This window comes from Nocardioides sp. S-1144 (assembly GCF_005954645.2).
GTDB lineage: Bacteria > Actinomycetota > Actinomycetes > Propionibacteriales > Nocardioidaceae > Nocardioides > Nocardioides dongxiaopingii.
This window is the reverse complement of the sequence record NZ_CP040695.2, coordinates 228,120-253,235: the sequence shown is the minus strand read 5'-3', so window position 1 is coordinate 253,235 and position 25,116 is coordinate 228,120. Positions and strand designations below refer to the sequence as shown.

Sequence of the window (25,116 nt, the reverse complement as noted above, 5' to 3'; positions counted from 1 at the left end):
GCGGCCCGGCCCGATCCACGGGGACGCCGTCCGCCGCCGCTACGCTGCGGCGGTGTCAGTCGTCGCGCGCCACCAGGTCTCGGTCACCGGGCCGGACGGCGCCACCCCGATGCTGTTCGCGCACGGCTTCGGCTGCGACCAGGGCGTGTGGAGCCGGGTGGCGCCGGCGTTCACCGACGAGTTCCGCGTGGTGCTGTTCGACCACGTCGGCGCGGGCCGCTCGGACCTGACGGCCTACGACGCCCGGGCCTACGCCAGCCTCGACCGCTACGCCGCCGACGTGCTCGAGATCTGCGAGGAGCTCGACCTGCGCGACGTCGTCCTCGTCGGCCACTCGGTGTCGGCCATGATCGGGGTCCTGGCCCAGGTGGCCGACCCCGACCGGTTCTCGCGCCTGGTGCTCCTCGGGCCCTCGGCGCGCTACGTCGACGACGACGGCTACGTCGGCGGGTTCGCCCGATCCGACATCACCGAGCTGCTGGACCTGATGGACAGCAACATCCTCGGTTGGCAGCAGCCACTGGCCGGCATGGTGATGCCCGGCCCGGAGCTGGTCGGGGCCCGCGGCGAGCTCGACGCCAGCTTCTGCCGGCTGCGACCCGACATCGCCCACGACTTCGCGGCGGCGACGTTCCTCGGCGACAACCGCGACGACCTGGCCGGCGTCTCCGTGCCCACGCTGGTGCTGCAGAACCGCCACGACACGATCGCCCCGCTGTCGGCCGGTGAGCTCGTCCGCGACCGGATCCCGGGTGCGCGGATGGAGATCATCGAGACCAGCGGGCACTGCGCGCACCTGAGCGCACCGACCGAGACCATCGCCGCCATCCGGAGGTTCGTGGGCCGATGACCCTCGCCAGCGACGCGGACGGCGGGAGCCGGCACGACCGGGTGCCGGCGGCCTACGCCGTCCTCGACCGGCTCGACGGCCAGGTCCTCGAGGTCAACGAGGCCTTCGTGCGGCTCCTGGGCCACCCTCGAGCGACCCTCCTGGCCGGCTCCCTGTCCGACCTGCTCAGCCTCGCCGGCCGGATCTACAGCGAGACGCACCTGATGCCGATGCTCGACCTCAACGGGCACGTCGAGGAGGTCGCGCTCGACGTCGTGGCCACCGACGGCGCGCGGATCCCCGTGCTCATGAACGCGGTCCTCGACCGCACCGGCGAGCGCGCGACGATCCGGGTGGTGCTGTTCGGGGCCCTCGAGCGGCGCCGCTACGAGACCGAGCTGCTGCGGGCGACCCGGGCGGCCCAGAAGGCGCGGGCGCAGGCCGACGAGCTCGCCCGCACCCTGCAGCAGACGCTCATCCCCCCGGTCCCGCCGGTCATCCCGCGCCTGGAGGTGTCGGCGGTCTACCGACCCGCGGGGGACGGCGACGAGGTCGGCGGCGACTTCTACGACGTCTTCAGCATCGCCCCGTCCACCTGGGTGGTGGTGCTCGGCGACGTCGCGGGCAAGGGCGTGCACGCCGCGACCGTCACAGCGTTCATCCGGCACACGGTGCGCGACCTCGCGATGCAGCTCGCCGACCCGGCCGACCTGCTGCACGCCCTCGACCGCGCCCTGCACGCCCGGCCGACGGAGAGGTTCTGCTCCGCGGTCCTGCTGCGTCTCACCGAGGGGGACGCCGGCTGGTCGATCGCCGGGGCGGCGGCCGGGCACCCCCTCCCGATCCTCGGCCGACGTGACGGGACCCTCGTCGACCTCGGCAGACCGGGGTCGCTGATCGGGCTGGTCGACGACCCGCACTTCACGACGTTCACCCACCGCCTCGCACCCGACGAGTTCGTCACCCTCCTCACCGACGGCGTCACCGAGGCGCGGCGCGACCGCGAGCTGTTCGGCGAGGACGCCGTCCGCGACGTCGTCCGGTCACGGGCGAGCAACCCGGACGGGGTCAGCGCGGGGGTCGTCGCGGCCGCCATCGACTACCAGCGCGGCTTCCCGCACGACGACATCGCGGTGCTGACGCTGTACCCGTCGGCACCGGACGGGACGGTCCGGTGAGCCCGTCAGCCCTGGCTGTGCGGCAGGGCGCACACCTGGAGCACGCGCTGGGCGATCGAGCCCGCCTCGGCGCGGAGCTCGATCGGGTGGCCGGCCCCGGTGGCCCGCTGCAGGGCCTTGGCCAGCACGCCGACCCCGACGCTCGGCAGGAAGCCGACCGAGCTCAGGTCGACCACGACCGAGCGCTGGTAGGTCGCGGTGGCGGCGTCGAGGGCGTCGCGCAACGCGACCGCCGTGGACTCGTCCACCTCACCGCTGACCGCCAGGATCTGCGTGGACTCGTCGAACTCGACTTCAAAGGGACCCGTCAGCACGGGACGAGGATACGCGGCCCACGACCAACCCAGGGGGTGAACCTCGCTCACCACACCTCTGGCACCGTGACCGGGGTGCAACACCGCGACAGAGCCCTCCTGACCACCGCAACGGGAGAGGCTCCGTGAACGAGGACGACCTCGACGACTTCATCGCCGCGCTGCAGGACGTCGTGCTGCCGACCGGTGCTCCGGTGCTGCCCATGCTCGACGTCGCGGCCCACTTCTCGGTGGGTGCCGACATCGGCGAGGCGACGGGTGCGTGGTTCGACGTCACCGTCCTGCGCTCCGGCCGGGTGGCGCTGTCGATCGGCCAGGTCCCCGGCGGCGGGCTCGAGGCCGTCGCCGCCGCCAGCGGCCTGAGCGCCGTGATCCGCTCCGGCCTGCTCTGCCACGAGGACGTCTCCTCCGCCCTCGACCTCGCCGACCTGCACGCCCGCAACACCCGCGACGCGCGCGGCGCCGCCGTCGTCGTCGCCCTGCTCGACCCCGAGGGCGGCTCGCTGTCCTACGTCACCGCCGGCCACGAGGCGCCCGTCGTGGCCGCGGCCGACGGCACCAGCGTCCGCCTGCCCCGCACCGGGGCGGGCCCGCTCGGCACCCTCGACGGTCCGCAGGTCGGCCGGCACCGGCTCGGCGAGGGCGACCTGGTGCTGCTCGACTCCCCCGACATCTCGACGTCCGCGCCGGGTCGCGTCGACGACGCCACCGCGCTGCTCGACCGGGCGCGCGTCGTCGGCGACGCCACCGCCACCTGCTCGGCCGTGGCCCGGCCGACCGTCGCGGCCCAGACCCGCGGGGCCGTCGCCGTGCTCGCCGCCGAGCGACGCACCACGCGCACCGGCGACCTCGACCTCGACCTCTCCCTCGACGCGACCACCGGGCGCCGCGCCCGGGTCGCGCTGGAGGACTGGCTGACGCGGCTCGGTGCACCGGCGATGGACGCGCTGTGCCTCGTGCACGCCGCCACCGAGCTGGTGACCAACGCCGTCGAGCACGCCCACCCCCCGGACGACCCCGACGGGCGGGTCGTGCTGCGAGCCCGGCACCAGGCCACCGGCGACGTCGTGGTCGACGTGACCGACGACGGCCGGTGGCGGGTGCCGTCCGACGACGTCGCCCGCGGACGCGGGCTGGCGATGGCCGCGGGCCTGGTCGACGACATGAGCCTCACCTCCGACGAGCACGGCACGCACGCCCGGCTCCGCCACCGCCTGTCGCGCCCGGTGGTCATCGAGCGGGCGCCCGTCCCCCTCCTCCAGGTCGCGCCGCCGGCGCTCGAGGTCGAGCAGGTCCGGCTCGGCGCGGTTCGCCTCGCCGGCTTCTTCGGCCACGACGAGGTCGACCAGATCACCTACGCGCTGCTGCTGGCCTCCCGGGGCGGCACCCAGCCGATCGACATCGACCTGAGCGACGTCACCGACCTCTCGGCCGGCGGCCTCCGCCTGCTCGCGGACCTCGTCGGCCGCCCCGCTCCCGACCCGGCAGGACACGCCGGCGTCGTCCTGCACGCCCGCCGCGGCTCGGCCCCCCAGGTCGAGCTGGAGCGCGCCGGCGTCGTCCACCATGCCTCCTGAGGTCGCCCTCCCGACCAACCCGCGCCGGTCCCTGCGCGTCGCGGTCGCGCCCGACGCACCGGTCGTCGTCGCCGGCGTCAAGGCGCTGCTGCGGTCGGCCGACTCCGCCGTCACCGTCGTCGACCTGCCCGACACGGTGCGCGGACTGTCGACCGTCGACGTCGTCCTCTACGACCCGCTGCACGGCGTCCCGGCCGGCTTCGGGGCCCAGGCGAACGCCGCCACCCCGGCGCTCGTCGGCTTCTCGTGGTCGGTGCGCGGCGACACCGAGGCCACCGCGCGCTCCCACGGCGCCTGCTGCCTGCTCTCGAAGGACCTGTCCGGCGCCCGGATCCTGCAGACCCTGCGGGCCGTGCAGTCCGGGCAGCGCACGGCGTTCGTGGTGAGCACCACCAGCGACACGACCGCCCGAGCCCGCACCCGCGTCGTCGACGGCCTCACCGCCCGGGAGGTCGACATCCTCCAGATGATCACCGAGGGCCTCAGCAACGACGAGATCGCGCGCGGGCTGTACCTCAGCATCAACTCGGTCAAGACCTACATCCGCACCGCCTACCGCAAGATCGGGGTGACCCGGCGCCCGCAGGCGGTGCTGTGGGGCGTGCACCACGGCTTCGGCCAGGCCCGCCCGGGCCACGGCCCGGCCGACGACACCTGACCCGGAGGAGCCCGATGCCCGCACCGGCCACGCTCGCCGACGCACGGCTGCTCAGCCCGGACGCGCTCACCGCTCCGCTGGCCGGCGATCCCGACGGGACTGCCGCCGGGGGTGCCGACGGGGGCCCGATGCCGACCGCCTCGGCCACGTTGATCGCGGGCGAGGACGGGACGGGCAGCTGGGAGATCGGCCTCTGGGAGGCGGCGCCCGGCACCGACGTCGACGCCGAGGCCGACGAGCTCTTCGTCGTCCTTGCCGGACGGGGCACGGTGCGCTTCGACGACGGCAGCGAGCTCGCGCTGCGGCCCGGCGTCGTCGTCCGGCTGCGGGCCGGCGACCGCACGACCTGGACGGTCACCGAGGCGCTGCGCAAGCTCTACGTGCTGCTGCCCGCCGGCTGACGCCACGCGGACCCGGACGGGCCCGGCCTGGCCTCAGCCCTTGCCCTTTGACTTGCCCTTGCCCTTCGCCTTGCCCTTGGACTTCGACTTGCCCTTGCCCTTCGACTTGCCCTTGGACTTCGACTTGCCCTTGGACTTCGACTTGCCCTTCGACTTCGAGTTGCCCTTCCCCTTCGACGTCGCCGGGCCCGGGCCGTCCGGGGTGACCGAGGACGGCGGCGGGTTCGTGGCCCGCGCGGTGGCGGAGGGTCGCGGGATGCTCGTCGTCGTCTGTTCCGACGCGGAGGGCGACGGCGACCCGGTCGACCCGGCAGCCGGCTCGCCGTCCTCACCGCCGGCCGCGGCGAGGTAGCCCACGCCGAGGAGCAGCGCGACGAGACCGGCCACGGCGACCAGCGCGACCCGGCGGCGTCGCGCCACCGGCGGCCCCGGGGCGACGTCGAGCACCGCCGTCACGGGCACCGGTGCCACGACCGGCCCTGCGACCGGCGCTGCGACCGGCGCGGTGACCGGCGCGGGTCCCGGTGCCCCGGCGCGCCCGGCGAGCACCTCGAGGCGCAGGACGACCTCGGCGGCGGAGGGGCGGTCGGCCGGCTCGCGGGCGGTCATGGTGGAGACCAGGCCGGCCCACCCCGGCGGCAGCGACGCGGCCACCAGGGGCGAGCGCTGCAGGCGGGCCAGCGCGGCCTCGACGGGCGGGCCGTCGTACTCGCGCCGCCCGGTGAGTCCCTCGAGCAGGACCAACCCCAGGGCGTAGACGTCGGCCGGCGTCGACACCGCCTCCCCGGCGACCTGCTCGGGCGCCAGGTAGGCGGCCGTCCCGATCGTGTGGCCGGTGAGGGTCAGCGACGCCTCGGACCCGGCGAGGCGCGCGATGCCGAAGTCGGTGAGCTTGGGGCGGTCGCCGGCGGCGACCAGCACGTTCGACGGCTTGACGTCGCGGTGGACGATGCCGTGGGCATGGGCGTGCGCCAGGGCCGCGGTGACCCCGGCTCCGATCGTGGCCCACCGCCGGGGGTCGGGCCGGTCGCGCGCGAGGAGCTCGTCGAGCGGCACTCCGTCGACGAGCTCGAGCACCAGCCACGGCCGGTCCCCGGCCACGCCCGCGTCGAGCACCGTGACGACGTTCGGGTGGTTGAGCATCGCCAGCAGCCGGGCCTCGCCCGCGAAGCGCTCGCGCTCGACCTCGTCGATCCCGCGGAGCAGCTTGACCGCCACGGTGCGGTGGAGCACCCGGTCGTGGGCTCGGACGACGTCCGCCATGCCGCCGCGACCGAGCGCGGCGCCCAGCTCGTAGCGGTCACCCAGGAGGTCGGGGTCGCTGGTCATCGGCGCGGGCTCCCTCGGCTGGACGGACAACCCGTCCACTGTGACCGTCGCCTGACGCGGTCGCTCCGCCCCTGGAGGTGAGTCGACCGGCGTGCTCCCCGACCGCGGGTCTCAGGCGTGGCCGGCCTGCGGCCCGTCGACCTCGAAGGCGTTGTCGTCGGGCTCGACCGCCTGCTCGACCTCGGCCTCGTCGATCTCGACGCCGGCGATGGGGTTGCCGCCCTCGGTGCCCGGGACGTCGCCCCCAGGCGCGGTGTCGGCGGCGGACTCGGGCTCGTGCTGCTCGGAGGTCATGCCCCGACCGTACGGACCGCGCGGACGGCCCGGTCCACCCCGCGGGGCAGGTCCGACGCCGTCGCCGGGGCGGGTGGTCCAGACCAGTGGTGGAACCCCCTGGCGCTCCTCCCTCCGTTCCATTACGTTACGACACGTAACTAAACATGAACCACCCACCTCAGGAGACAGACACCATGCATGCCCACCCGAACCCCCGCACCACCGTGGCGGGGCTGTGCGCCGCCGCCGTCGGACTGGCCGCCCTGGCCGTGACCGCCGGCGCGACGCCGGCCTCGGCCCACGGCAACACCTCGCCGACCGTCGTGAAGACCTTCACCACGATGTCGGCCGACCAGGAGATCGCCGTCCTCGGCAACCGGTTCCTGTTCGCCGCCGAGGCCGAGACCGGCGGTCTCGAGCCGTTCATCTCCGACGGCACCGCCGCGGGCACCACGATGCTCAAGGACCTGGCCCCCGGCGCCGGCGACAGCTCGCCGGCGGAGTTCACCCGGGTCGGCTCGCGCGTGTACTTCGTGGCCACGACGTTCCCCGCCGGAAGAGAGCTGTGGGTCACCGACGGCACTGCGGCCGGCACCTCGTTGGTCGAGAACATCCACCCGGGCGCCGGAGGCTCCTCCCCCGGGGAGCTGACCGCCTTCGGGGACCGGCTGCTCCTCAAGGCGACCGACGGGTTCCACGGGTCCGAGCTGTGGACGAGCCGCGGCACCGAGGCCACGACCGAGCTGGTCGAGGACCTGACACCGGGCGTGAACGGCAGCATCATCTCCGACATCACCGCGGCCCACGGCGTGGCCTTCCTCCACACGTTCACCCCCGGGGTGGGCTCCGAGCTCGTGCGCACCGACGGGACCGACGGTGGCACCCAGTTCATCGACATCGTCCCGGGCGTCAAGTCGAGCGCACCGGAGGAGATCACCCACCTCGCGGGCGGCACCGTGGTGTTCACGGCCGACACACCCGACGAGGGCCGGGAGCTGTGGCGCAGCAACGGCACCCCGGCCGGGACCGTCCTGGTCGAGGACGCCACTCCCGGCACCGCCGACAGCACCATCAACGACCTGGCGCGCGTGGGGTCGAAGGTCTTCTACGCCGGCACCCTGCCCGGCAAGGGCCGCGAGCTGCTCGCCACCGCCGGCACGGCCGCGACGACCGGGCTGGTGCGCGACATCGCCACCTTCAGCAGCAACCCCACCGACATCGTCGACGTCGCGGGACGGGCCTACTTCGTCGCGGAGACGCAGGGCTCCGGCCGCGAGCTCTACACCTCGGACGGCACCGAGTCCGGGACCGTCAAGGTCGAGGAGATCGCCGCCGGGACCGACAACGGGGTCGTGGGCCCGCTGGTCGCCAACGGCCGCTTCCTCGCCTTCGGCGGCGACACCGCCGCGACGGGCACCGAGCCCTGGGTGAGCAACGGGACCGCCGGCGGGACCGACCAGGTCAAGGACGTCGTCCCGGGCAACCAGGGCAGCGCCCAGGCCCTGGTCGCCGTCGGACCCCGGGTCGTGTTCCGCACGCTCGTCGAGGGCAAGCCCACGCTGGTCGCGCACGACGTGCAGGGCTGGTTCACCGTCGACGCGGCCACGCCCAAGATCACCAAGAAGACCAAGGGCAAGCTGCGCGCAGGCTCCAAGCTGGCCGCGAAGGCCGGTTCGTGGGAGCCGGGCGCATCCCTGACCTTCCGCTGGCTGCGCAACGGCAAGCCGATCGCCGGGGCCACCAAGACGACCTACCAGGTCAAGAAGGCCGACCGGGGCAAGAAGATCCGCGTGCGCGTCACCGGCGCGCTGGCCGGCCACAACCCGGTGGAGCGCACGTCCTCCGCGACCGGCAAGGTCACGAAGGGCTGAGCACCATCGACGACGACCGCAGCGGTCGGGCCCCTCGGGCCCGGCCGCTGTCGGCATGCCCGACACCACGGCCCCACCACCCACGGTGGACGATGGCTGCGACGACCAGGAGGACCCATGGCCCGCCCGCGTGACCCGCTCATCGAGGAACGGATCCTCGACGCGACCGACGACCTCATCGCCGAGCACGGCTACGCCGGGCTGACGATGGAGGCCATCGCCGAGAGAGCCGGGGTGGGCAAGCCCACCATCTACCGCCGCTACGCCAACCGTGACGAGGTCGTGATGGCGGTCAACGCCCGCGCCTCCATCCCGGTCGAGCCGGTCGACACCGGGAGCCTGCTGGGCGACATCCAGGCGGTGGTGCGGGGCGTGGTCCCCACCGTCAACACCCCGACGATCCGGGCCACCCTCGGGCCGCAGGTCGGACGGGCCATCGCCGACGACGCCGCCAACCGCGTGTTCCAGGACACCGTCGGCGGGTCCTCGGACGTGTACATGCGGCCGATCTGGCAGCGGGGCCTGGACCGGGGCGAGATCGACCCCGACCTCGACTACCTCGTGGCGCGCACCGCGCTCGGGACCGCGGTGATCTTCTCCCTCACGCTCTACCGGCTCGACGACTCGTGCGTCGACCAGATCGCGCGCATGTGGGTCCGCTCGGTGGCCCCGCCACCGGAGCGCTGAGGCCCCCACCCGGGGACGGCGCGTGACGGGTCGGTGACCGACCCGTCACGTGCCGTCAGGAGCGCCGGGCCCGCCGTCGCGAGACGGCGTCGATCGCGGCGGCGAGCAGCAGCACGACGCCGGTGATGACCTGCTGCCACTGGGCTCCCAGGCTGGGCCGCAGGCCGAGACCGTTCGGGATGATCACGATCACCAGGGCGCCGAGGATGGCGTCGCGCGGCTTGCCGCGGCCACCGAAGAGCGACGTGCCACCGATGACGGCGGCCGCCACCGAGAAGAGCAGCACGTTGCCCGAGCCGAGGTCGAGCGAGGCCGAGGACTGCGACGAGGCGAGCAGCACGCCACCCATCGCACCGAAGGCGGAGCACAGCGCGAAGGCGGTCACCTTCATGTGGACGACGTCGATGCCGGCGCGGCGGGCGGCCTCGGCGTTGCCGCCGGTGGCGTAGAGGTGCCGGCCCCAGGTGGTGCGGGTCAGCGCGATCGCGCAGGCGATCATGAGCAGCACCGCGATCACGACCGCCCACGGGATGCCCTGGATCACCAGCCGCGAGCGCGGGTTGGGGTTGCGGTTCTGGTTGGCCAGGATCGTGAGCACGATGCCGACCGCGGCGATGATGCCGCCGCGCATCAGGACCAGGCTGACGGCGTCGTGGGTCAGGTGGGCGGCCTTGGCGCGCAGGGTCGTGACCAGGGTGAAGGCGAGGTAGCCCAGCACCACGACGAGGGTGAAGACCCAGCTCTGCGTCGGGCTCAGGGTGCCGTAGGTCAGGTCGTGCCAGAAGTCGTAGTTCGACGTGTTGACCGGGCGGCCGTCGAGGGCGAACTGAAGCACGCCCTGCCACGCGAGGAAGAGCGCGAGGGTGACGACGAAGCTGGGGATGCCGACCTTCGCGACCAGGATGCCGTTGGCCACCCCGATCGCGGTGCCGATGCAGACGGCGGCCACGAGGGCGAGCACCAGGTGCTGCGTCTGGTTGGTCGCGACCAGCACGAGCCCGACCAGGACGACGACCGCGGCGGACCAGGCGTGGACCCAGACCGCGAGGCCGATGGCGACGAGCAGCCCGGCGATCAGCGCCCAGTACATGAACGACGGCAGACCGTCCTTCAGGTCGCCGTCGAAGACCGCGACCGCGGCGAGGGCCGCGCACATGCCACCGGCGGTGCCGGCCGACAGGTCGATCTCGCCGAGCAGCAGCACGAAGACCAGGCCCATCGCGATCACCGCGATGTAGACGCCCTGGCCGGGCAGGTTGCCGATGTTGTACTTGGTCAGGAACGCCTCGCTGACCTGCATGAAGATCACGCCGAGCACGACCAGGCCGAGCACCGAGGGCAGGGCCCCCGGGTCGCCGGTGCGCAGCTTGGTGACCCAGCCGGTCAGGGCGCCGCCGATGGAGCGCTCCTCGACGTCGAGGGAGAACTCGCCGGCGCGCTCGGGCTTGTCGAGGCTGGGAGAGGGGGTCTCGGTGCTCATCACATGACCTCGTTCGCGGTTGCCTTGCTGAGGCCCAGGTCGCCGGTGCGGCCCGACGTGATGAGCTCGACGATCTGGGTGGTGCTCGTGTCGGTCGTCTTCACCTCGGCGGCGACGCGGCCCAGGAAGAGCGCGGCGACCCGGTCGGCGACCTCCATGACGTCGTTCATGTTGTGCGAGATCAGCACGACGCCGCGGCCCTGGTCGGCCAGGCGCCGCACGAGGTCGAGGACCTGACGGGTCTGCGCGACGCCGAGGGCAGCGGTCGGCTCGTCGAGGAAGACGACCTTGCTGTTCCACAGCACGGCCTTGGCGATGGCGACGGTCTGGCGCTGGCCGCCGGAGAGGTTCGCGACCTGCTGGCGCACCGACGACACCGTGCGCACCGAGAGGCTGGCGAGGGTCTCGCGCGCCTTGCGCTCCATCTGCCCGTCGGCGAGGAACATGCCCATCGTGCGGATCTCGCGGCCGAGGAACATGTTCTGGGTGATGTCGAGGTTGTCGGCCAGCGCGAGGTCCTGGTAGACGAACTCGATGCCGAGGCCGCTGGCGGCGCGGGGGTCGGCGATGGTCACCGGCTGGCCCTCGAAGGTGATCTGACCGGAGTCGATGCTGTTGATGCCGGCGAAGCACTTCACCAGGGTCGACTTGCCGGCGCCGTTGTCACCGACGAGCGCGGTGACCTCGCCGGGGTAGACGTCGAAGTCGACGTCGTGCAGCACGTGGACGGGCCCGAAGCTCTTGTTGAGCCCCCGGGCCGAGAGGAGCGGTTCGGACACGGTCCGGCCTTTCGGATGAGCGTGCGAGGTGCGGGAGGGGCGCGCACGACGGTGGCCGGGCCGGTCGGCCCGGCCACCGTGTGGCGCTGGGTGGAGCTGGGTGCAGCTGGGTGCAGCTGGGTGGGGCTGGGAGCCGGGCGCCCGAGGGCTCCCGGACGGGATCAGGAGATCCCGAGCTCCTCGCAGTCCGCCTCGATGCCCTGGCAGATCTCGTCGGCGCTGAGCGCACCGGCGTCGATCACGTCGGCGACGTTGGCCTGGGTGATGACCTGGGCCGGCAGCAGGAGCGCCTGCAGGTCGTGGTCGGGAGCCTCCGGGTCCTCGAACGGCGCCAGCTCGAGACCCGCGTCGGCGGGGTCGGTGCCGGCGGCGACCGCGATGGCGAGCTGGGCGGCGGCGTTCGCCTCGAGCTTGACGTCCTTGAAGACCGTCATGCTCTGGGTGCCGGTGATGATGTTCTGCAGACCCTGGACGCCGGCGTCCTGGCCGGTGACGACGACGCTGCCGTCGAGACCGTTGGTCTTGAGCACACCGATGACGGCGTTGGCGATGTCGTCGTTGGCGGCGAGCACGCCGTCGACCTCGCCGTTGACGGCGGTGAAGGCCTGCTGGAACGTCGGGGCGGCGTTCTCGACCTTCCAGCCCTTGACCGTCGCCTCCTGGGTGATGGTCAGCTTGCCCTCGTCGGCCAGCGGGTCGAGCACCGCGTGGGCGCCCTTCATGAAGAGGACGGCGTTGTTGTCGACGTCGGTGCCGCCGTTCATCATGATGATGTTCGGGTTCTCCGCACCGCTGGCGTCGAGGCAGTCGACCAGGGTCTGGGCCTGGAGGCGGCCGACGTCCTCGTTGTCGAACGAGACGTAGTAGGGCGCGGTGCCACCGAGGTTGACGCGGTCGTAGTCGATGACCGGGACGCCGGCCTCGTCGGCCTGCTTCTCCACGCCGGCGCCGGAGGCGGCGTCGATCGAGTCGATGATGAGCACCTTGACGCCGGCACCGATCATGTTCTGCGCGAGCGAGGTGAACTTGTTGATGTCCCCCTGCGCGTTCTGGATGTCGGGGGTCAGCCCGGCGGCGGAGAGCGCCTCCTCGAGCAGCGGGGCGTCGTAGGTCTCGTAGCGCGTCGACGAGGTGGTGTCGGGCAGGATCACGCCGACCTTGCCGGTGGCCTTGCCGGCGTCGCCACCCTCGGGCATCTTCGCCTCGCTCATCGGCGGGCTGTCGAGGCTGCAGGCGCCGGTGATGTCGGCGCTGCCGCCGGCACCCCCGCCGCCGCCGTCGTCGCCGCCGTCGTCGGAGCCACAGGCCGCCAACGGTCCGACGGACAGCGTGAGCGCTGCCCCGGCGAGGGCGGCGCGGCGGATGAATGAAGACACGGATTCCTCCTGCATGAGTTCGGGCGACGGGCGCCACTGGTGCTCGAAGTGTTGTCGGTCACGCGGTAGTCGTCAAGACATGAACGCAAAATCGCCGAAGATCGGCGATTCGGCGGTTTATCGACCACACCTTGACGACAAGATGGGTCGTCCAGCACAGTTCGGGCCATGTCGTCCGTCGACCCGGCCCCGGGTTCCACCGCCTCGCTGCGCACGGCGAACCAGCGGCGCGTGCTCGACGTGCTCCAGGCGCAGGGCGCGGACCTCGACCACACCGACGAGCCGCACATCACCCAGGCCGACCTGGCCCGGACCACCGGGCTCGCGCCGGCGACGGTGTCGAGCATCGTGCGCGAGCTCGCCGCGGCGGGCCTGGTCACGACCGTGCCGGGCAGCGGCCGCCGCGGCACCACGGTGCAGCTCGCCCCGGGCGCCGGCGTGGTCGCCGGCATCGACTTCGGCCACAGCCACGTCTCGGTCGCCGTCGGCGACCTCACCGGCCAGCTGCTCGGCGAGCAGCACCGCCCCCTCGACCCGGCGCACGGGCACGACGAGGGCCTCACGTGCGCGGCGGACATGCTCGACGCCCTGCTCGCGGGGCTCGGCCTCGACGCCGGCTCGGTGCGGACCACCGGCCTCGGCCTGCCCGCGCCCGTGATCGACGACGTCGTCCGCTCGTCCGCGATCCTCCCCGGCTGGGTCGGCGTCAACGCCCGCCAGGTCGCCGAGGAGCGCTTCGCGGGCCCGGTGCACATCGAGAACGACGCCAACCTCGGCGCCCTCGCCGAGCACCGGCTGGGCAGCGCCCGCGGCCACGCCACCTCGGTCTACCTCAAGCTCTCCTCGGGCGTCGGATCCGGCATCATCATCAACGGCCACCTCTTCCACGGCGCCAGCGGCACGGCCGGCGAGGTCGGCCACCTGACCGTCGACGAGCAGGGACCGGTCTGCCGGTGCGGCAGTCGCGGCTGCCTGGAGACCTACGCCTCCACGGGCAGCGTGCTCGAGCTGATGGCCACCCAGATGCCGGGCGCGACCCTCGACGAGGTCATCGACGAGGCCCGCCGGGGCAACGTGTCGGCCCTGCGCAGCCTCGAGGACGCCGGCCTCCACCTCGGCTGGGGCCTGGGCAGCCTGGTCAACCTCTTCAACCCCGCCCTCATCGTCGTCGGCGGCGACCTGGCCCGCGCCGGCGACCTGCTCCTCGAGTCGGCCCGGGTCGGCCTGCGCCGGCACGCCCTGGACGCCGTCGCCGCGACCCCGGTCGTGGCCAGCAGCCTCGGCCGCCGCGCCTCGCTCGTCGGCGCCGTCCTGCTCGCCGCCGAGCGCACCGACCTGCTGCCGGCCGACTGACGCCGCGTCGGCTGCGACCGAGGCGGGTCAGACGAACCGCAGGCTGTGGGCGGTGCTGGCCAGCACGGCCGCGCTGGTCACGACCACGAACCCGGCGAGCACGGTGACCGGGCCCAGGAACAGCAGCGCCACACCGGTCAGGAGCACCGGGACGGTCAGGCCGGCGTAGGCCGTCAGGAAGAGGGCGGCCAGCACCTCGCCCCGCTGGCCGGCCGGGGCCAGGGCACCGGCGCGGACCACGGCCGAGCGGAACACCAGGCCGACGCCCGCGCCGGCCACGACGGCCCCCACGAGGAAGGTCGCGAGCTGCGCGTCCACCGCGCCGACGACGACCACCGCGAGCCCGGCGACGAGCGCCGCGGCGCCGGCCACCACCTGGCGGCGAGGCGTCCAGCCGCCGGCGAGCACCTGGGCCGCGGCCGCGGCGGCGAAGACCGCGAAGGTGACGGTGCCGGCGAGCAGGTGGTCGGTCCGGTGCAGGACGGTGACGAGGAACGTCGGGGCCAGGGCGGTGAACATGCCGAACACGGCGAAGGCGGTGAAGGCGCTCGCCCCCGCCGCCCGGAAGGCCGGACGTCCCGCGGGCGGCACGGCGACGCGCTGCGGGTGGTAGGGCACCTGCGTCCCGGCCCGGGCGACGGTCTCAGGCACCGTCGCGACGGCGGCGGCCGCGACCAGCAGGAGCACCAGGAACACCAGGTAGGGCGTGTGGAGAGGTGCCGGCGCGAGCTCGGCCAGCAGTCCCCCGACCAGGGGCCCGAGGGCCAGCCCACCGATGTTGGCCAGGCCGGCGACCGTGGCGGCGTGCCGCGGGCCGGCCCCCGGCGCGGCGACCGAGCGGAGCTCGCCGAGGTGGGCCGTCGCGGTCGCGGTCAGCGTGCCGATCCCGATGCCGCAGACCAGCCGGGCCACGAGCAGGACCGGGAGCGAGGTGGAGGTCAGGAAGACCAGGGCCGAGACCACCTCGAGGCCGATCGAGAGCAGGATGAGCGGACGGCGTCCGAGCGTGTCGCTCAGGTGCCCGGCGAGGACCAGGCTGGCCATCACCCCGACCGCGAACGCGGCGAAGACGACGGTCACCACGGCCGGCGCGAACCCGGCCTCCTGCTGGTAGATCGCGTAGAGCGGCGTCGGCACCGTCGCGAACGCCATCACGGTGAGGAAGGCCAGCGCCACCACCCAGTACCCCGCCGCGTGGCGGCGTGCGGAGCCGGTGACGGCGGGAGCGGGGACGACGTGGATCGTGGTGGTGTTCACGCCTCGAGTCTGCGCCGACCGACTGTCCACGTCCAACGAAAGATGTCGCGAAGACTATTCGTCGATGCCGCATAATGGGCTCATGGACCAGCGTGCCGTCGAGCAGTTCGTCGCCGTGGCGGAGGAGCTGAGCGTCACCCGCGCCGCCCGCCGGCTGTACGCCGCGCAGTCGACGGTCTCGGCCGGGGTGCGCAGCCTCGAGCACGAGCTCGGCACCCGGTTGTTCGAGCGGACGACGCGCAGCATGCGCCTGACCGAGGCCGGGGAGCGGGTGCTGCCCGAGGCCCGGGCGCTCCTGGCCGCGGCGACGCGGATGCACGACGTCGCCGCCGACGACGACGCGCAGCTGCGCGGGCGGGTCCGCCTCGGCTCCTTCGCGGGGCTCGACGTCGTCGACCTCCCGCACGTGGTGGCGACGTTCCGTGCCGAGCACCCGCTCGTCGACCTCGTCCTGTCGGCCTCGCCGCACGGGTCCACCGGGCTGGTCGACGACCTGCGCCGCGGCCGCCTCGACGTCGCCTTCTCCTCCCTCCCCGACAGGAGCGACCCCGACCTCGTCTCGGTGCCGCTGGTGGCGCTGCCGTTCGTGGTCCTGGTCCCGCCCGGTCACCGACTGGCGCGACGGCGTCGGGTCCGCCTCGCCGAGCTCGCCGACGAGGGCTGGGTCGACACGCTGGCCGGCTACGGCAACCGGGTGCTGCTCGACCGCACGCTCGGTGAGCGGGGGGTGCGGCGGCGACTCGTGGTCGAGGTGGCCGAGCTGCCCTCGGTCCCGCGCTACGTCGCCGCGGGGGTGGGCGTCGCCGTGGTCCCCGACGTCGTCGAGGCCCCGGGCTGCGTCCGGGTCGACCTCGTCGACGGTCCCGCGCCGTGGTCGGTCGCCGTCTGCACCCGACGCCACGACGGCCCGGGTGCGGCGGCGCGGGCCCTCGTGGCGGCCCTCGTGGGGTCGGGCCCGGCCCGGCAGCCGGGGCCCTCGGGGGCGCGGGACCGGCCGCCGGCTACGTCGCCGGGGTGACGGTGAGGCGCAGGTCGCGGCCGAGCAGTCCGGCGAGGCGGTCGGCCTCGCGGACGACGGCCTCCCCCGGTGCCGGCCGCTCGTCGAGCCAGGTCACGACGAGGTCGTCCCCGCGCGCCGTCCAGGTGCCGCGGACGACGCCGCCGTGCACGACCGGGTTGGCCTTGCGGGTCATCAGGTCGCGCCGCGCCGGCGGCGTGACGTGGGGGTCGCGGGTGCCCGGGCCGATCACCCACTGGTCGTGGCCGGGCAGGAACCGCACCACCTCGCTCGGCGACGCGGCCGCCAGCGGGTCGGCGTCCTCCCGCGCGACGAGGGCCGTCGTCCCGTCGACGTCGACCGCGACCAGCCGGTCACCCAGGCCCGCGAGCCATCCCGAGAGCCGCTTGCGACCCGCGCTGAGGCCGTCCCCGAGCCAGTGCTGGACGTGCTCCGGCGTGGCCGGTCCGTAGGTGCGCAGGTAGGCCAGCACCGCCCGCGGGCCCGCCTCGTCGAGGTCGGGGATCCCCGCCCAGCGCGGGTTGGTGTCCAGCCGCTGCAGGGTCGTCGCCCCGTCGCGCGGCGGCCCGAGGCTCACGTCGCCCTGCCAGCACAGCGGCTTGACCAGGGTGCCGGCGCCGGCGGCGAAGGTCGGCCCGAGGTGGCGGTAGCGCCGGTCGGCCACGAGTGTCTCGCCGAGCTCGGCCACGGTCGACGGCCCGGCCGACAGCGCCTCGCGGACGGCGGCCCGGAAGTCCGGCCAGTCCCCGGGCCGCAGGCGGTAGTGCTCGACCCAGCTCGGGAGCTCCCACTGGCGACCGGCCGCCCGCAGCGCGAGGTAGGTGCCGCCGTCCGCGGGCGAGAGGTGGTGCATCGACCCCCGGAACGCGAACGTCTTGACGACCTCGCCGGCGTGCCACGCCGCCGCCAGCTCACCGCTGCGCGAGTCCGCGCGCCGCGAGCGGACCGCCAGCTCGGCCAGCGAGCCGTCGAGCGCGAGCACCGCACCCAGTCGCCGGACGACGTCGGCCACCGACGCGGTGCCGACCGGCTCGAGGAGGTGGCGCCCCATCCGCCACGCCAGCGCCTGGGGCCACGACACCGACATCTCCGGCTCGGGGGCTGTGCTCATCCTGAGAGCCTGGCAGCAGATCCGGACGGAACACGTCCGGGTGCGCCGACGCCCGGGGCGGAACACCTCGTGGTGTCCACCCCGGGCGCCGTTGGGTCAACGGGTGGCGCTCAGCCCCAGACCGCGGACTTCGAGGCGACCTTGTAGCTCTTGCTGTTCTGGTTGGTGAAGGCGATGCCGACGGCGCCGTTCTTCGAGGTGCAGACCTTGTAGGCGCGGCCGACGACGAACTTGCCGTCGGGCAGGGGCGTCTTGCTGACCTGCGTGCCGGCGGTGCCGGTGATCCGCTTGACCTTGGCGATGGTCATGCCGTTCTTGATCTTGCGGTACTCGGGCTTCGACACGCAGCCCTTCGCGGCGGCCCGCTCGGACGAGGCGTCGACCGTCGCGGCGCCGGCCGGGGCGAGGGCGGCGGTGCTGACGAGGGCGGTGGACAGAACGGCAGCGGCTGCCGCGCGACGCAGGGACACAGATTCTCCTGGGGTGGTGTGACGGGTGGTCGGGCTGGCGTGTGCCCGCGTTCGCGGGACTTCAAACAGGGTCCCGGCCGGCCCGTGCGACCCGTCGCGCTCCGGCGGTGCGCCTAGGCGGCCGAGCACGTCGCCGGCGCGGCTGCCGCGGTGGCGGCGTCCTCGGTCGGCATCAGGATCCACAGCACGGGGTAGACCAGCAGCTGGCTGCCGGGCAGGACCATCAGCACCAGCACGAACAGCAGGCGCGTGGTCCACGGGGTGAGTCCGAGCCGGCGCCCGATGCCGGCGCAGACGCCGCCGAGCACCTGGCCGTCCCGGGGACGCACGAGGCCCTGACGGGCGAAGCTGGAACGGATGTCGGTCATGGTGGTCCTCCGGTGGGTCGACTGGTTCCTCCAGCCTGCGTCATCCGGGCCCCGCCCACCATCGGGAACAGCCCTGGCTCTTCCCCCGCGTCGTCGCTCGGGGTCGCCGGAGGGATCCGCGACTCACCCCAGGCGCCGCCAGGTCCAGTCCGAGGGGGTGACCCGCACCGGCGTGGTGACGTCGCTGTCGTCGAGCGACTCCGGCCGCAGGGCCCGCTGGAAGTGGCCGACACCGGTCCTGCGGTCGACGGACAGGAGACCGACGTAGGGGCGGACCTCGGTGAGGTCCGGCGACGTGCAGGTGCCGGCGCGCAGGCCGGTGGTGACGTCGTGGCCCGCTGAACCGAGCACGGTGTCGGTCGAGCGTGGCCCCTCGTCGGCGACGACGTGGAGGTCGCCGGAGCCGTCGGTGTAGTAGATGCGGGGTCCGCGATCGGTCAGGAACGAGGTCATCGCGGTGGCGCCGTCGATCGAGACCGGCACGGTGGTCCGGTTGGCGAGCTCTCGACCGGTCCACGTCGCGCGCTGCAGCGACCCGTCGGGGGCGACCCAGTAGAGGCGGCGGGTGTCGAAGGTGACCAGGCGGCTGGGGTACCCGTGACCGATCACCTTGATCACCCGCACGTCCAGGCGGTCTCGACCGTCCCAGGCGGTCTCGACGACGCGCACCTTGCCGTCGGTCGCCGCGACCACCTGCCGCGTCGTCTCGTGCCCCGGCTCGGAGGCGGAGCTCATCAGCGCCCACGAGATCGGTCGCCAGTCGAGTCGCTCGCGCGTCGACCTCGAGACCGTCACCCGGGCGTTCACCACGCGCCGGAACATGATCCGACCGGAGGTCGTGTGGCCGAACGCATCCATGACGCACCGGAACCCCGGCGCCGAGCCGGTGGTGGACGTCGCCGCAGGCCCGGCGACCGCAGCGGACGCCGGGCGCGCGGGCCCGGTCACCCCGCTGCCGACCAGCAGCAGGAGCACGACGAGGAGGGGACCCAGGACCCGCGACCGTTTCAGCACCGGGTCACCGTAGGCGACGCGACAGCCCTCGGCAGAGAGTTGATCGATGAGCCAGGTGACTCCTCCACAGGCTGGTCGAACACAGTTTCGATTGTCGGTGGTGGCGCCTAGAATCAGGTCATGAGCAAGCACCCCGGCGACCGTCACGACGGGCACCCCGTCGCCCGGTTCGTCGCGCTGCTCGAGACCGAGCTCGCGGGCCTCGTGGACGCTCCGACCTGGTCGCTGGACGCCGCCGCCACGGCTGACCTGGTGCCGCGGCTGGCCGGGCTCGTGGCTGGGGTGCAGGAGCTCGAGGCCCGCGTCGTCGGCCATGCCGGGGTGCTTGACCTGCCGGGTTCGATCGGGGCGCGGTCGCTCGCGGCGTGGCTGGGCTCGGACCACCCGGGTGACCGGCGCCGAGGCAGCGCGGAAGACTCGGCTGGCCGATGATCTGGCCGCCCACGAATCGGTCCGGGCCGCCATGGCGTCCGGTCGGGTCCACGGCGAGCAGGCCAAGGTCATCGCCGCTGCCGTCGGGGACCTCGACGGCGAGCACTTCTCGTGGCGCGAGAAGGCGGAGGCCCACCTGCTCGACGAGGCGGCCCACCACGACGCCCACGACCTGAAGACCCTGGGTCGGCGGATCCTGGAGACCCTCGACCTCGACAAGGCCGACGAGCACGAGGCCCGCCTGCTCGAGGCCGAGGAGGCCCGGGCCCGGAAGAGGACCCGCTTCGCGATGTGGGACGACGGCGAGGGGCTTGCGCACGGCCGGTTCACCCTGCCGTCGGCGCAGGCCTGGATGCTGCGCAAGGCGCTCTCCGCGATCGCGGCTCCGAAGCACGTGCGCGCCGAGCACGGCGCCGGCTCCTACGACCACGAGAAGCCGACCCCGGAACGCCTCGGGCAGGCGTTCGGCGAGTACGTCGAGCGCTACCCCGCCGACCAGCTGCCCGCGATGGGCGGGGTCAACGCCACGGTGGTCGTGACGATGACCCTCGACACGCTCAACGGAGGACTCGCAGCCGCCCACCTCGACACCGGGACCGCGCTCTCACCCACCGAAGCCCGCCGCCTGGCCTGCGAGGCCGGCATCATCCCCGCCGCCCTGGGTGGCCAGGGCCAGGTCCTCGACCTCGGCCGCAAGCGCCGCTTCCACACCCCGGCCCAACGCCTCGCCCTCACTCTCGAGCAACAGCACTGCCAACACCCGACCTGCACCACACCAGCGGCGTACTGCCACACCCACCACGCCGTCCCGTGGTCCGAGGGCGGCACCACCGACACCCGCGACGCCGTCCTCCTCTGCCCCTTCCACCACCACCAGACCCACGCCACCGGAGACACCCACCCGTTGCGAACCTGACACCCTTGACGGCTAACGTCATTAGCCTTAGGCTAATGTCACTAGTCAACCTCGAACCCTCGGAGTCCCCATGACCGACTACCTGCACCTCGGCGACCACCGCCTCGCTCACGACGTCGTCGGGCAGGGGCCGCTGGTCGTCCTCGCCCACGGGATGGGTGACAGCCGGCACTCGTACCGGTTCGTCGCCCCCGCGCTTGTCGAGGCGGGCTACCGCGTGGCCTCGGTCGACCTCCGCGGCTGCGGCGAGTCCAGTCTCGGGTGGGACGGCTACAGCCGCACCGACATCGCCGGTGACCTGGTCGCGCTGGTCCGCCACCTGGGTGGCGGGCCGGCCGTGATCGTCGGTCAGTCCATCAGCGGCGGAGCCGCGACGATCGCCGCCGCCACCGCACCCGAGCTGGTCGCCGGCCTCGTCGAGTTCGCTCCCTTCACCCGGGCCCAGTCGTTCCCGGTCGGGAGCTTCCTCAGGGTCAGGCGCTACCGGAGGGGCACCCTGCACCTGGGGCGGACCCTGCTCACCGGGAGCCGCGCGAGCTGGCGGAAGTACCTCGACCTCGCCTACCCCGCCAAGCCCGCCGACTGGGACGCCGAGCTGGCGCGCATCGACGCCACCCTGGCCGAGCCCGGCCGGATGAAGGCGCTGCAGGCCATGGCCAGGTCGAAGCCGACCGACGCCGGTGCGCGCCTGGCCGACGTCCGCTGCCCGGTCCTGGTCGTCGAGGGCAGCGCCGACCCCGACTGGGCCGACCCGCGGGCCGAGGGACAGCGCATCATCGACGACCTGCCCGACGGCCTCGGCGAGCTGACGGTCCTGGAGGGCGCCGGCCACTACCCGCACGCCGAGGTCCCCGACCAGGTGGTCGCGGTGACCCTGCCGTTCCTGGCCCGGGTGCTGCCCCGTGCCTAGGGCCGGCCTGACCCCCGCCGCCGTCACCGAGGCCGCGGCCGCGCTGGCCGACGAGGTCGGGTTCTCCCAGCTCAGCATGGGGCTGCTCGCGGAGCGTCTCGCCGTCAGGACCCCCTCGCTCTACAAGCACGTCGGCGGCCACGCCGACCTCGTGCACCGCATCGCGGTGCTGGCCGCAACCGAGCTCGGCGACGCCCTGCGCGACGCCACCCAGGGTCGGGCCGGGACCGAGGCCCTGGTCGCGGCCGCCCGGGCGATGCGCGCCTACGTCCGGGCCCACCCCGGCCGGTACGCAGCCGGGAACACGGTGCGTCCCACGGGGCCGGACGACGCCCTCGCCCCCGCCATCGACCGCATGCTCGAGTCGTTCTCGGCCGTGCTGCACGGCTACGGGCTCGACGCCGACCAGGAGGTGCACGCCCTGCGCACGCTGCGCAGCATGCTGCACGGCTTCGCCGTCCTGGAGGTCGAGGGCGGCTTCCGCCTCGACACCGACGTCGACGACAGCTTCGCCTGGATGGTCGACCTCGTCGACCAGGGACTGCGCGCCACGCGCACGCGGTGACCCCGGGCGGAAGGTCCTACCAGGGCTGGATGCCGTCGGCGTCGCGGAACGTGCCGCTGGGGCCGTCGTCGGGGAGGGTGGCGAGCTCGAGGAAGACCGCGGCGCCCTGCTCCGGCGTCCGGGTGCCCCGGTGGCCGTTGAGGTCGGTCGCGACGAAGCCCGGACATCCGGCGTTGACGAGGATCCCGGTGCCGGCGAGCTCCTTGGCGTACTGGATCGTGATGGCGTTGAGGTACGACTTCGTGGGCGAGTAGGCCGCCGAGATCGGCCCGACGGCGTCCGCCTGGGCGGTCTGGAGGGTCAGCGAGCCGACGGTGCTCGACACGTTCACGACCCGCGGCGAGGCGGCGCGGCGCAGGAGCGGGAGCACCGCGTTGGTGACCCGGAGGACGCCGATGACGTTGGTGTCGACGACGCGGAGCACCTGCTCGGCGCTCACCTGCGACGGCTCCTGCGGCATCCCCCCGGTGATGGCGGCGTTGTTGACGAGGACGTCGAGGCCGCCCTCGGCCTCGAGCTGGGCCGCGGCGGCGGCGACGCTGGCGTCGTCGGTGACGTCGAGCGGCACGCCGAACACGTCGTGCCCCTCCGCGCGGAGCTTGGCGACGGCGTCCTCGCGGCGGCCGGCGTCGCGGGCGCCGACCCCGACGCGGAAGCCGCGGCGGGCCAGGCCCGCGGCGATCTCGTAGCCGATGCCCTTGTTGGCGCCGGTGACCAGCGCGATCTTCTTGGTGTCGGTGGTGGGAGTGGTGTCGTCAGTCATGCCTCGATCGTGGTTCGCGGCGGCGCGGGCCTCCAACACCGATCGGGTCGGTGCCGATACCGCAGCGGTATGAGGCCAGGTGAGCGGCGTAGCCTGGACGACGTGGAGACCCGCGAGCTGCGCTACTTCGTCGCCGTCGCCGAGGAGGCGCACGTGGGTCGGGCGGCCCAGCGGCTCGGGATGGCGCAGCCGCCGCTGTCGCGCGCGATCGGCCAGCTCGAACGGCGCCTCGGGACCGCGCTGTTCGTGCGGACGCCGCGGGGCGTGACCCTCACCAGCGCCGGCGAGACCCTCCTGCACGAGGGCCGGGCCGCGCTCGCCGCGGTCGAGGCCGCCGAGCGGCGCACCCGGCGCGCGGCGGCGGCCGGGGGTCGGGCCTCGGTGGTGCTCACCGCCAAGGCGGGGGCCTCGGAGGAGCTGATGGCCAAGCTGCTCGACGCCTACGCCGCCGAGCCCGACGCGGTCGACGTCGAGGTCGTGCTCAGCCCGCCCGGGCACCAGGCGCCGATGCTGCGCGACGGACGCGCCGACGTCGCGATCCTGCACCGGCCCTTCGACGACACGAGCGGCTTCGACGCCGACGAGCTCCTCGTCGAGGACCAGCTGCTGATCCTGCCCAGCGGCCACCCGGCGAGCGCCCGGACGTCGATGACGGTGGCCGAGGCGGCCTCGATCCCCGACCTGCCGCTGCCGCGCTGGCCGCACCTCGACGGCAGCTACCCCGACGGGCCCGGCCCCGAGCTGCGCGACCTCACCCAGGTCCTGCAGCTGGTGCGGCTCGGCCGCGCGGCGGTCGTGCTGCCCGAGGCGGTGCGGGCCGACCTGCGCGACGGGCTGGCCGTCGTGCCGCTCTCCGACGCGCCCCGCGTGACGACCGTGATCGCCTGGCCCTCGCACAGCACGTCGGCCGGGGTGGCCGGCCTGGTGCGCACCGCGGCCCGCCTCTGACGAGCCGCGCTCGCGGGGTCGCCGTCAGGCCAGCGTGCCGAACGCGCTGCGGTGGAAGACCAGCGGACGGCCGACCCCCTCGGCCTGGTGGACGGCGTGCAGCCGCAGCAGCACGAGCACGTGGTCGCCGGCCTCGACCTCCTGGTGGATCGTGCAGTCGAAGCTGGCCAGGCCGTCGTCGAGGGTGACCGCACCGAGCGGGCTGGTGGTGTAGGAGAGGTCGTCGAAGCGGCGCTCCACGGGACCGGCCAGCGCCCGGCAGACGTCCTCGTGGTGGCCGGCGAGCACGGTGACGCCGAGGTGCGAGGAGCGCCGCAGGTCGGGCCAGGTCCTGGAGGTGTTGGCCAGGTTGACCGAGACCAGGGGCGGGTCGAGGCTGACCGAGGCGAACGAGCTCGCGGCCAGCCCGACCGGGCGGCCGTCGACCTCGGCCGCGATGGCGACCACGCCGCTCGGGAAGGTGCCGAAGGCGTCGCGCAGCCGGCGCGGGTCGAGGTCCTGGTTGGTGGTGAGCACGCTCATGCCGGCACCAGCACCGGCGGCAGGTCGGGTCCGAGCTTGAGGGACTCGAGGAAGAGCACGATCGTGGCGGCCACCGAGCGGTGCGAGACGTCGTTGAGGACGTCGTGCCGCCCGCCCTGCACCAGCCAGGTCCGAGCCGTCGGCGCCCCGGCGTAGGGCGCGACGGCGGCGTCGGCCGGGCTGACGGCGTCCGCCGCGCCGTGGACCACCAGGACCGGCTTGGCGGGCGCGGTCAGCTCCAGGTCCGACCACGGCAGCGGGCGGGCGAGCGCGGCGCGCTCGAAGCCGGCGTCGCCCTCGATCACGGAGCGGTGCACCGGACACGCGGACCGGGCGTCGAGCTCGTCGTCCCAGGTGGCCCCGGTGTCGCCGGTCGCCCCGGGCAGCGCGAGCCCGGCGATCACGGCGGCGTCGGCGTCGACCTCGCTCACGAGGGTCGCGGCCAGGGTGGCGCCGCTGTCGGCGCCGACGAGCACCTTCGGCGCCGGCAGCGACTCGTCGGCGAGCAGCTTCTCGACCTGCTCGCGGGCGGCGGTGAGGTCGTCGAGGTCGACGGGCACCAGGCGCACCCGGTAGGCGTCCGCGGCGAGCCGCTTGCCGAGGCGCTGGTAGGACGCCGCGGTCTCGCCGCGGCCGGGCAGCACGATCAGGGTGCCGCGGGGGGTGGCGCCGGCGGGCTCGTCCCAGGTGGTGACGGTCATGTTCGGGTCTCCT

28 protein-coding genes are annotated in these 25,116 nt (G+C 74.0%); 14 read left to right on the top strand and 14 right to left on the bottom strand.

Annotated features, from left to right (window positions below; genetic code table 11):
- Positions 1-52 precede the first annotated feature (52 nt).
- Both FE634_RS01265 and FE634_RS01260 read left to right on the top strand, forming a co-directional pair.
- Complete coding sequence (locus tag FE634_RS01265; protein WP_148240270.1) at positions 53-850, top strand: alpha/beta fold hydrolase; 798 nt, start codon at positions 53-55, stop codon at positions 848-850.
- Complete coding sequence (locus FE634_RS01260; protein ID WP_148240269.1) at positions 847-2,007, top strand: PP2C family protein-serine/threonine phosphatase; 1,161 nt, start codon at positions 847-849, stop codon at positions 2,005-2,007. Before FE634_RS01265 ends, FE634_RS01260 begins: the two co-directional genes overlap by 4 nt.
- A gap of 5 nt (positions 2,008-2,012) precedes the next feature.
- Here the strand turns inward: FE634_RS01260 and FE634_RS01255 are convergent, their stop codons facing one another.
- Positions 2,013-2,321, bottom strand: coding sequence for an STAS domain-containing protein (locus tag FE634_RS01255; RefSeq protein WP_170981483.1), 309 nt, complete (start codon positions 2,319-2,321; stop codon positions 2,013-2,015).
- 125 nt (positions 2,322-2,446) lie between these two features.
- On the opposite strand from FE634_RS01255, the gene FE634_RS01250 reads away from it, so the two are divergent.
- From FE634_RS01250 to FE634_RS01240, 3 genes are read left to right on the top strand one after another with little or no spacing between them, the layout of a single operon-like run.
- Entirely contained in the window at positions 2,447-3,898 is a 1,452-nt protein-coding gene (locus tag FE634_RS01250) for an ATP-binding SpoIIE family protein phosphatase (RefSeq protein ID WP_137292928.1), read from the top strand.
- Positions 3,888-4,556 carry a helix-turn-helix transcriptional regulator gene (locus tag FE634_RS01245; protein WP_138874861.1) on the top strand — a complete coding sequence of 223 codons (669 nt, stop codon included), beginning with the start codon at positions 3,888-3,890 and terminating at the stop codon, positions 4,554-4,556. The genes FE634_RS01250 and FE634_RS01245 overlap by 11 nt, the downstream gene beginning before the upstream one ends.
- A 14-nt stretch (positions 4,557-4,570) precedes the next feature.
- Positions 4,571-4,957 (top strand): cupin domain-containing protein, encoded by a 387-nt coding sequence (locus FE634_RS01240; protein ID WP_138874860.1) that lies wholly within the window; start codon positions 4,571-4,573, stop codon positions 4,955-4,957.
- 33 nt (positions 4,958-4,990) lie between these two features.
- Here the strand turns inward: FE634_RS01240 and FE634_RS01235 are convergent, their stop codons facing one another.
- Both FE634_RS01235 and FE634_RS01230 read right to left on the bottom strand, forming a co-directional pair.
- Positions 4,991-6,286 (bottom strand): serine/threonine-protein kinase, encoded by a 1,296-nt coding sequence (locus FE634_RS01235; RefSeq protein ID WP_138874859.1) that lies wholly within the window; start codon positions 6,284-6,286, stop codon positions 4,991-4,993.
- Between the two features lie 111 nt (positions 6,287-6,397).
- The gene (locus tag FE634_RS01230; RefSeq protein WP_137292932.1) at positions 6,398-6,580 is read right to left on the bottom strand and encodes a hypothetical protein; all 183 of its coding nucleotides are present in this window, start codon (positions 6,578-6,580) and stop codon (positions 6,398-6,400) included.
- A gap of 176 nt (positions 6,581-6,756) precedes the next feature.
- On the opposite strand from FE634_RS01230, the gene FE634_RS01225 reads away from it, so the two are divergent.
- Positions 6,757-8,433, top strand: coding sequence for an ELWxxDGT repeat protein (locus FE634_RS01225; protein WP_187366794.1), 1,677 nt, complete (start codon positions 6,757-6,759; stop codon positions 8,431-8,433).
- A gap of 117 nt (positions 8,434-8,550) precedes the next feature.
- Positions 8,551-9,120, top strand: coding sequence for a TetR/AcrR family transcriptional regulator (locus tag FE634_RS01220; RefSeq protein ID WP_137292934.1), 570 nt, complete (start codon positions 8,551-8,553; stop codon positions 9,118-9,120).
- 55 nt (positions 9,121-9,175) lie between these two features.
- Here the strand turns inward: FE634_RS01220 and FE634_RS01215 are convergent, their stop codons facing one another.
- The 3 genes from FE634_RS01215 to FE634_RS01205 form a co-directional block, all read right to left on the bottom strand.
- On the bottom strand, positions 9,176-10,600 hold the full coding sequence (locus tag FE634_RS01215; RefSeq protein WP_138874857.1) for a sugar ABC transporter permease: 1,425 nt from the start codon (positions 10,598-10,600) through the stop codon (positions 9,176-9,178).
- Positions 10,600-11,379 carry an ATP-binding cassette domain-containing protein gene (locus FE634_RS01210; RefSeq protein WP_137292936.1) on the bottom strand — a complete coding sequence of 260 codons (780 nt, stop codon included), beginning with the start codon at positions 11,377-11,379 and terminating at the stop codon, positions 10,600-10,602. The genes FE634_RS01215 and FE634_RS01210 overlap by 1 nt, the downstream gene beginning before the upstream one ends.
- Before the next feature lie 161 nt (positions 11,380-11,540).
- On the bottom strand, positions 11,541-12,755 hold the full coding sequence (locus FE634_RS01205) for a sugar ABC transporter substrate-binding protein (RefSeq protein WP_222847650.1): 1,215 nt from the start codon (positions 12,753-12,755) through the stop codon (positions 11,541-11,543).
- A gap of 168 nt (positions 12,756-12,923) precedes the next feature.
- On the opposite strand from FE634_RS01205, the gene FE634_RS01200 reads away from it, so the two are divergent.
- On the top strand, positions 12,924-14,108 hold the full coding sequence (locus FE634_RS01200; RefSeq protein ID WP_137292938.1) for an ROK family transcriptional regulator: 1,185 nt from the start codon (positions 12,924-12,926) through the stop codon (positions 14,106-14,108).
- 27 nt (positions 14,109-14,135) lie between these two features.
- Here the strand turns inward: FE634_RS01200 and FE634_RS01195 are convergent, their stop codons facing one another.
- Positions 14,136-15,365, bottom strand: a complete 1,230-nt coding sequence (locus FE634_RS01195) for an MFS transporter (RefSeq protein ID WP_222847649.1) — start codon at positions 15,363-15,365, stop codon at positions 14,136-14,138.
- An 82-nt stretch (positions 15,366-15,447) separates the two neighbouring features.
- On the opposite strand from FE634_RS01195, the gene FE634_RS01190 reads away from it, so the two are divergent.
- Positions 15,448-16,383, top strand: a complete 936-nt coding sequence (locus FE634_RS01190; protein ID WP_148240266.1) for a LysR family transcriptional regulator — start codon at positions 15,448-15,450, stop codon at positions 16,381-16,383.
- On the opposite strand, the gene FE634_RS01185 is transcribed toward FE634_RS01190, so the two are convergent.
- The 4 genes from FE634_RS01185 to FE634_RS01170 form a co-directional block, all read right to left on the bottom strand.
- Positions 16,367-17,494 (bottom strand): winged helix DNA-binding domain-containing protein, encoded by a 1,128-nt coding sequence (locus tag FE634_RS01185; RefSeq protein WP_262347531.1) that lies wholly within the window; start codon positions 17,492-17,494, stop codon positions 16,367-16,369. The genes FE634_RS01190 and FE634_RS01185 overlap by 17 nt on opposite strands.
- A gap of 110 nt (positions 17,495-17,604) precedes the next feature.
- On the bottom strand, positions 17,605-17,964 hold the full coding sequence (locus FE634_RS01180; protein ID WP_148240265.1) for a hypothetical protein: 360 nt from the start codon (positions 17,962-17,964) through the stop codon (positions 17,605-17,607).
- 113 nt (positions 17,965-18,077) lie between these two features.
- Positions 18,078-18,332, bottom strand: coding sequence for a PspC domain-containing protein (locus FE634_RS01175; protein WP_148240264.1), 255 nt, complete (start codon positions 18,330-18,332; stop codon positions 18,078-18,080).
- A gap of 123 nt (positions 18,333-18,455) precedes the next feature.
- Positions 18,456-19,346, bottom strand: coding sequence for a hypothetical protein (locus FE634_RS01170; protein ID WP_187366793.1), 891 nt, complete (start codon positions 19,344-19,346; stop codon positions 18,456-18,458).
- Between the two features lie 120 nt (positions 19,347-19,466).
- Between FE634_RS01170 and FE634_RS20860 the strand changes: the two genes are divergently transcribed.
- The 4 genes from FE634_RS20860 to FE634_RS01155 all read left to right on the top strand — a co-directional run bounded on the left by FE634_RS20860 (position 19,467) and on the right by FE634_RS01155 (position 22,169).
- Positions 19,467-19,778, top strand: coding sequence for a hypothetical protein (locus FE634_RS20860; protein ID WP_187366792.1), 312 nt, complete (start codon positions 19,467-19,469; stop codon positions 19,776-19,778).
- Positions 19,660-20,694 carry an HNH endonuclease signature motif containing protein gene (locus FE634_RS01165; protein ID WP_148240262.1) on the top strand — a complete coding sequence of 345 codons (1,035 nt, stop codon included), beginning with the start codon at positions 19,660-19,662 and terminating at the stop codon, positions 20,692-20,694. Before FE634_RS20860 ends, FE634_RS01165 begins: the two co-directional genes overlap by 119 nt.
- Before the next feature lie 70 nt (positions 20,695-20,764).
- Positions 20,765-21,604: an alpha/beta fold hydrolase gene (locus FE634_RS01160; RefSeq protein ID WP_148240261.1), complete on the top strand. Its 840-nt coding sequence runs from the start codon at positions 20,765-20,767 to the stop codon at positions 21,602-21,604.
- Positions 21,597-22,169 carry a TetR-like C-terminal domain-containing protein gene (locus FE634_RS01155; RefSeq protein ID WP_138874850.1) on the top strand — a complete coding sequence of 191 codons (573 nt, stop codon included), beginning with the start codon at positions 21,597-21,599 and terminating at the stop codon, positions 22,167-22,169. Before FE634_RS01160 ends, FE634_RS01155 begins: the two co-directional genes overlap by 8 nt.
- A 16-nt stretch (positions 22,170-22,185) precedes the next feature.
- Here the strand turns inward: FE634_RS01155 and FE634_RS01150 are convergent, their stop codons facing one another.
- Positions 22,186-22,932 carry an SDR family oxidoreductase gene (locus FE634_RS01150; protein ID WP_137292947.1) on the bottom strand — a complete coding sequence of 249 codons (747 nt, stop codon included), beginning with the start codon at positions 22,930-22,932 and terminating at the stop codon, positions 22,186-22,188.
- A 102-nt stretch (positions 22,933-23,034) separates the two neighbouring features.
- On the opposite strand from FE634_RS01150, the gene FE634_RS21760 reads away from it, so the two are divergent.
- Complete coding sequence (locus FE634_RS21760) at positions 23,035-23,880, top strand: LysR family transcriptional regulator (RefSeq protein ID WP_138874849.1); 846 nt, start codon at positions 23,035-23,037, stop codon at positions 23,878-23,880.
- Between the two features lie 24 nt (positions 23,881-23,904).
- Here the strand turns inward: FE634_RS21760 and FE634_RS01140 are convergent, their stop codons facing one another.
- Positions 23,905-24,402, bottom strand: coding sequence for a flavin reductase family protein (locus FE634_RS01140; protein ID WP_138874848.1), 498 nt, complete (start codon positions 24,400-24,402; stop codon positions 23,905-23,907).
- On the bottom strand, positions 24,399-25,103 hold the full coding sequence (locus FE634_RS20855) for an alpha/beta hydrolase (protein WP_187366789.1): 705 nt from the start codon (positions 25,101-25,103) through the stop codon (positions 24,399-24,401). Before FE634_RS20855 ends, FE634_RS01140 begins: the two co-directional genes overlap by 4 nt.
- Positions 25,104-25,116 lie beyond the last annotated feature (13 nt).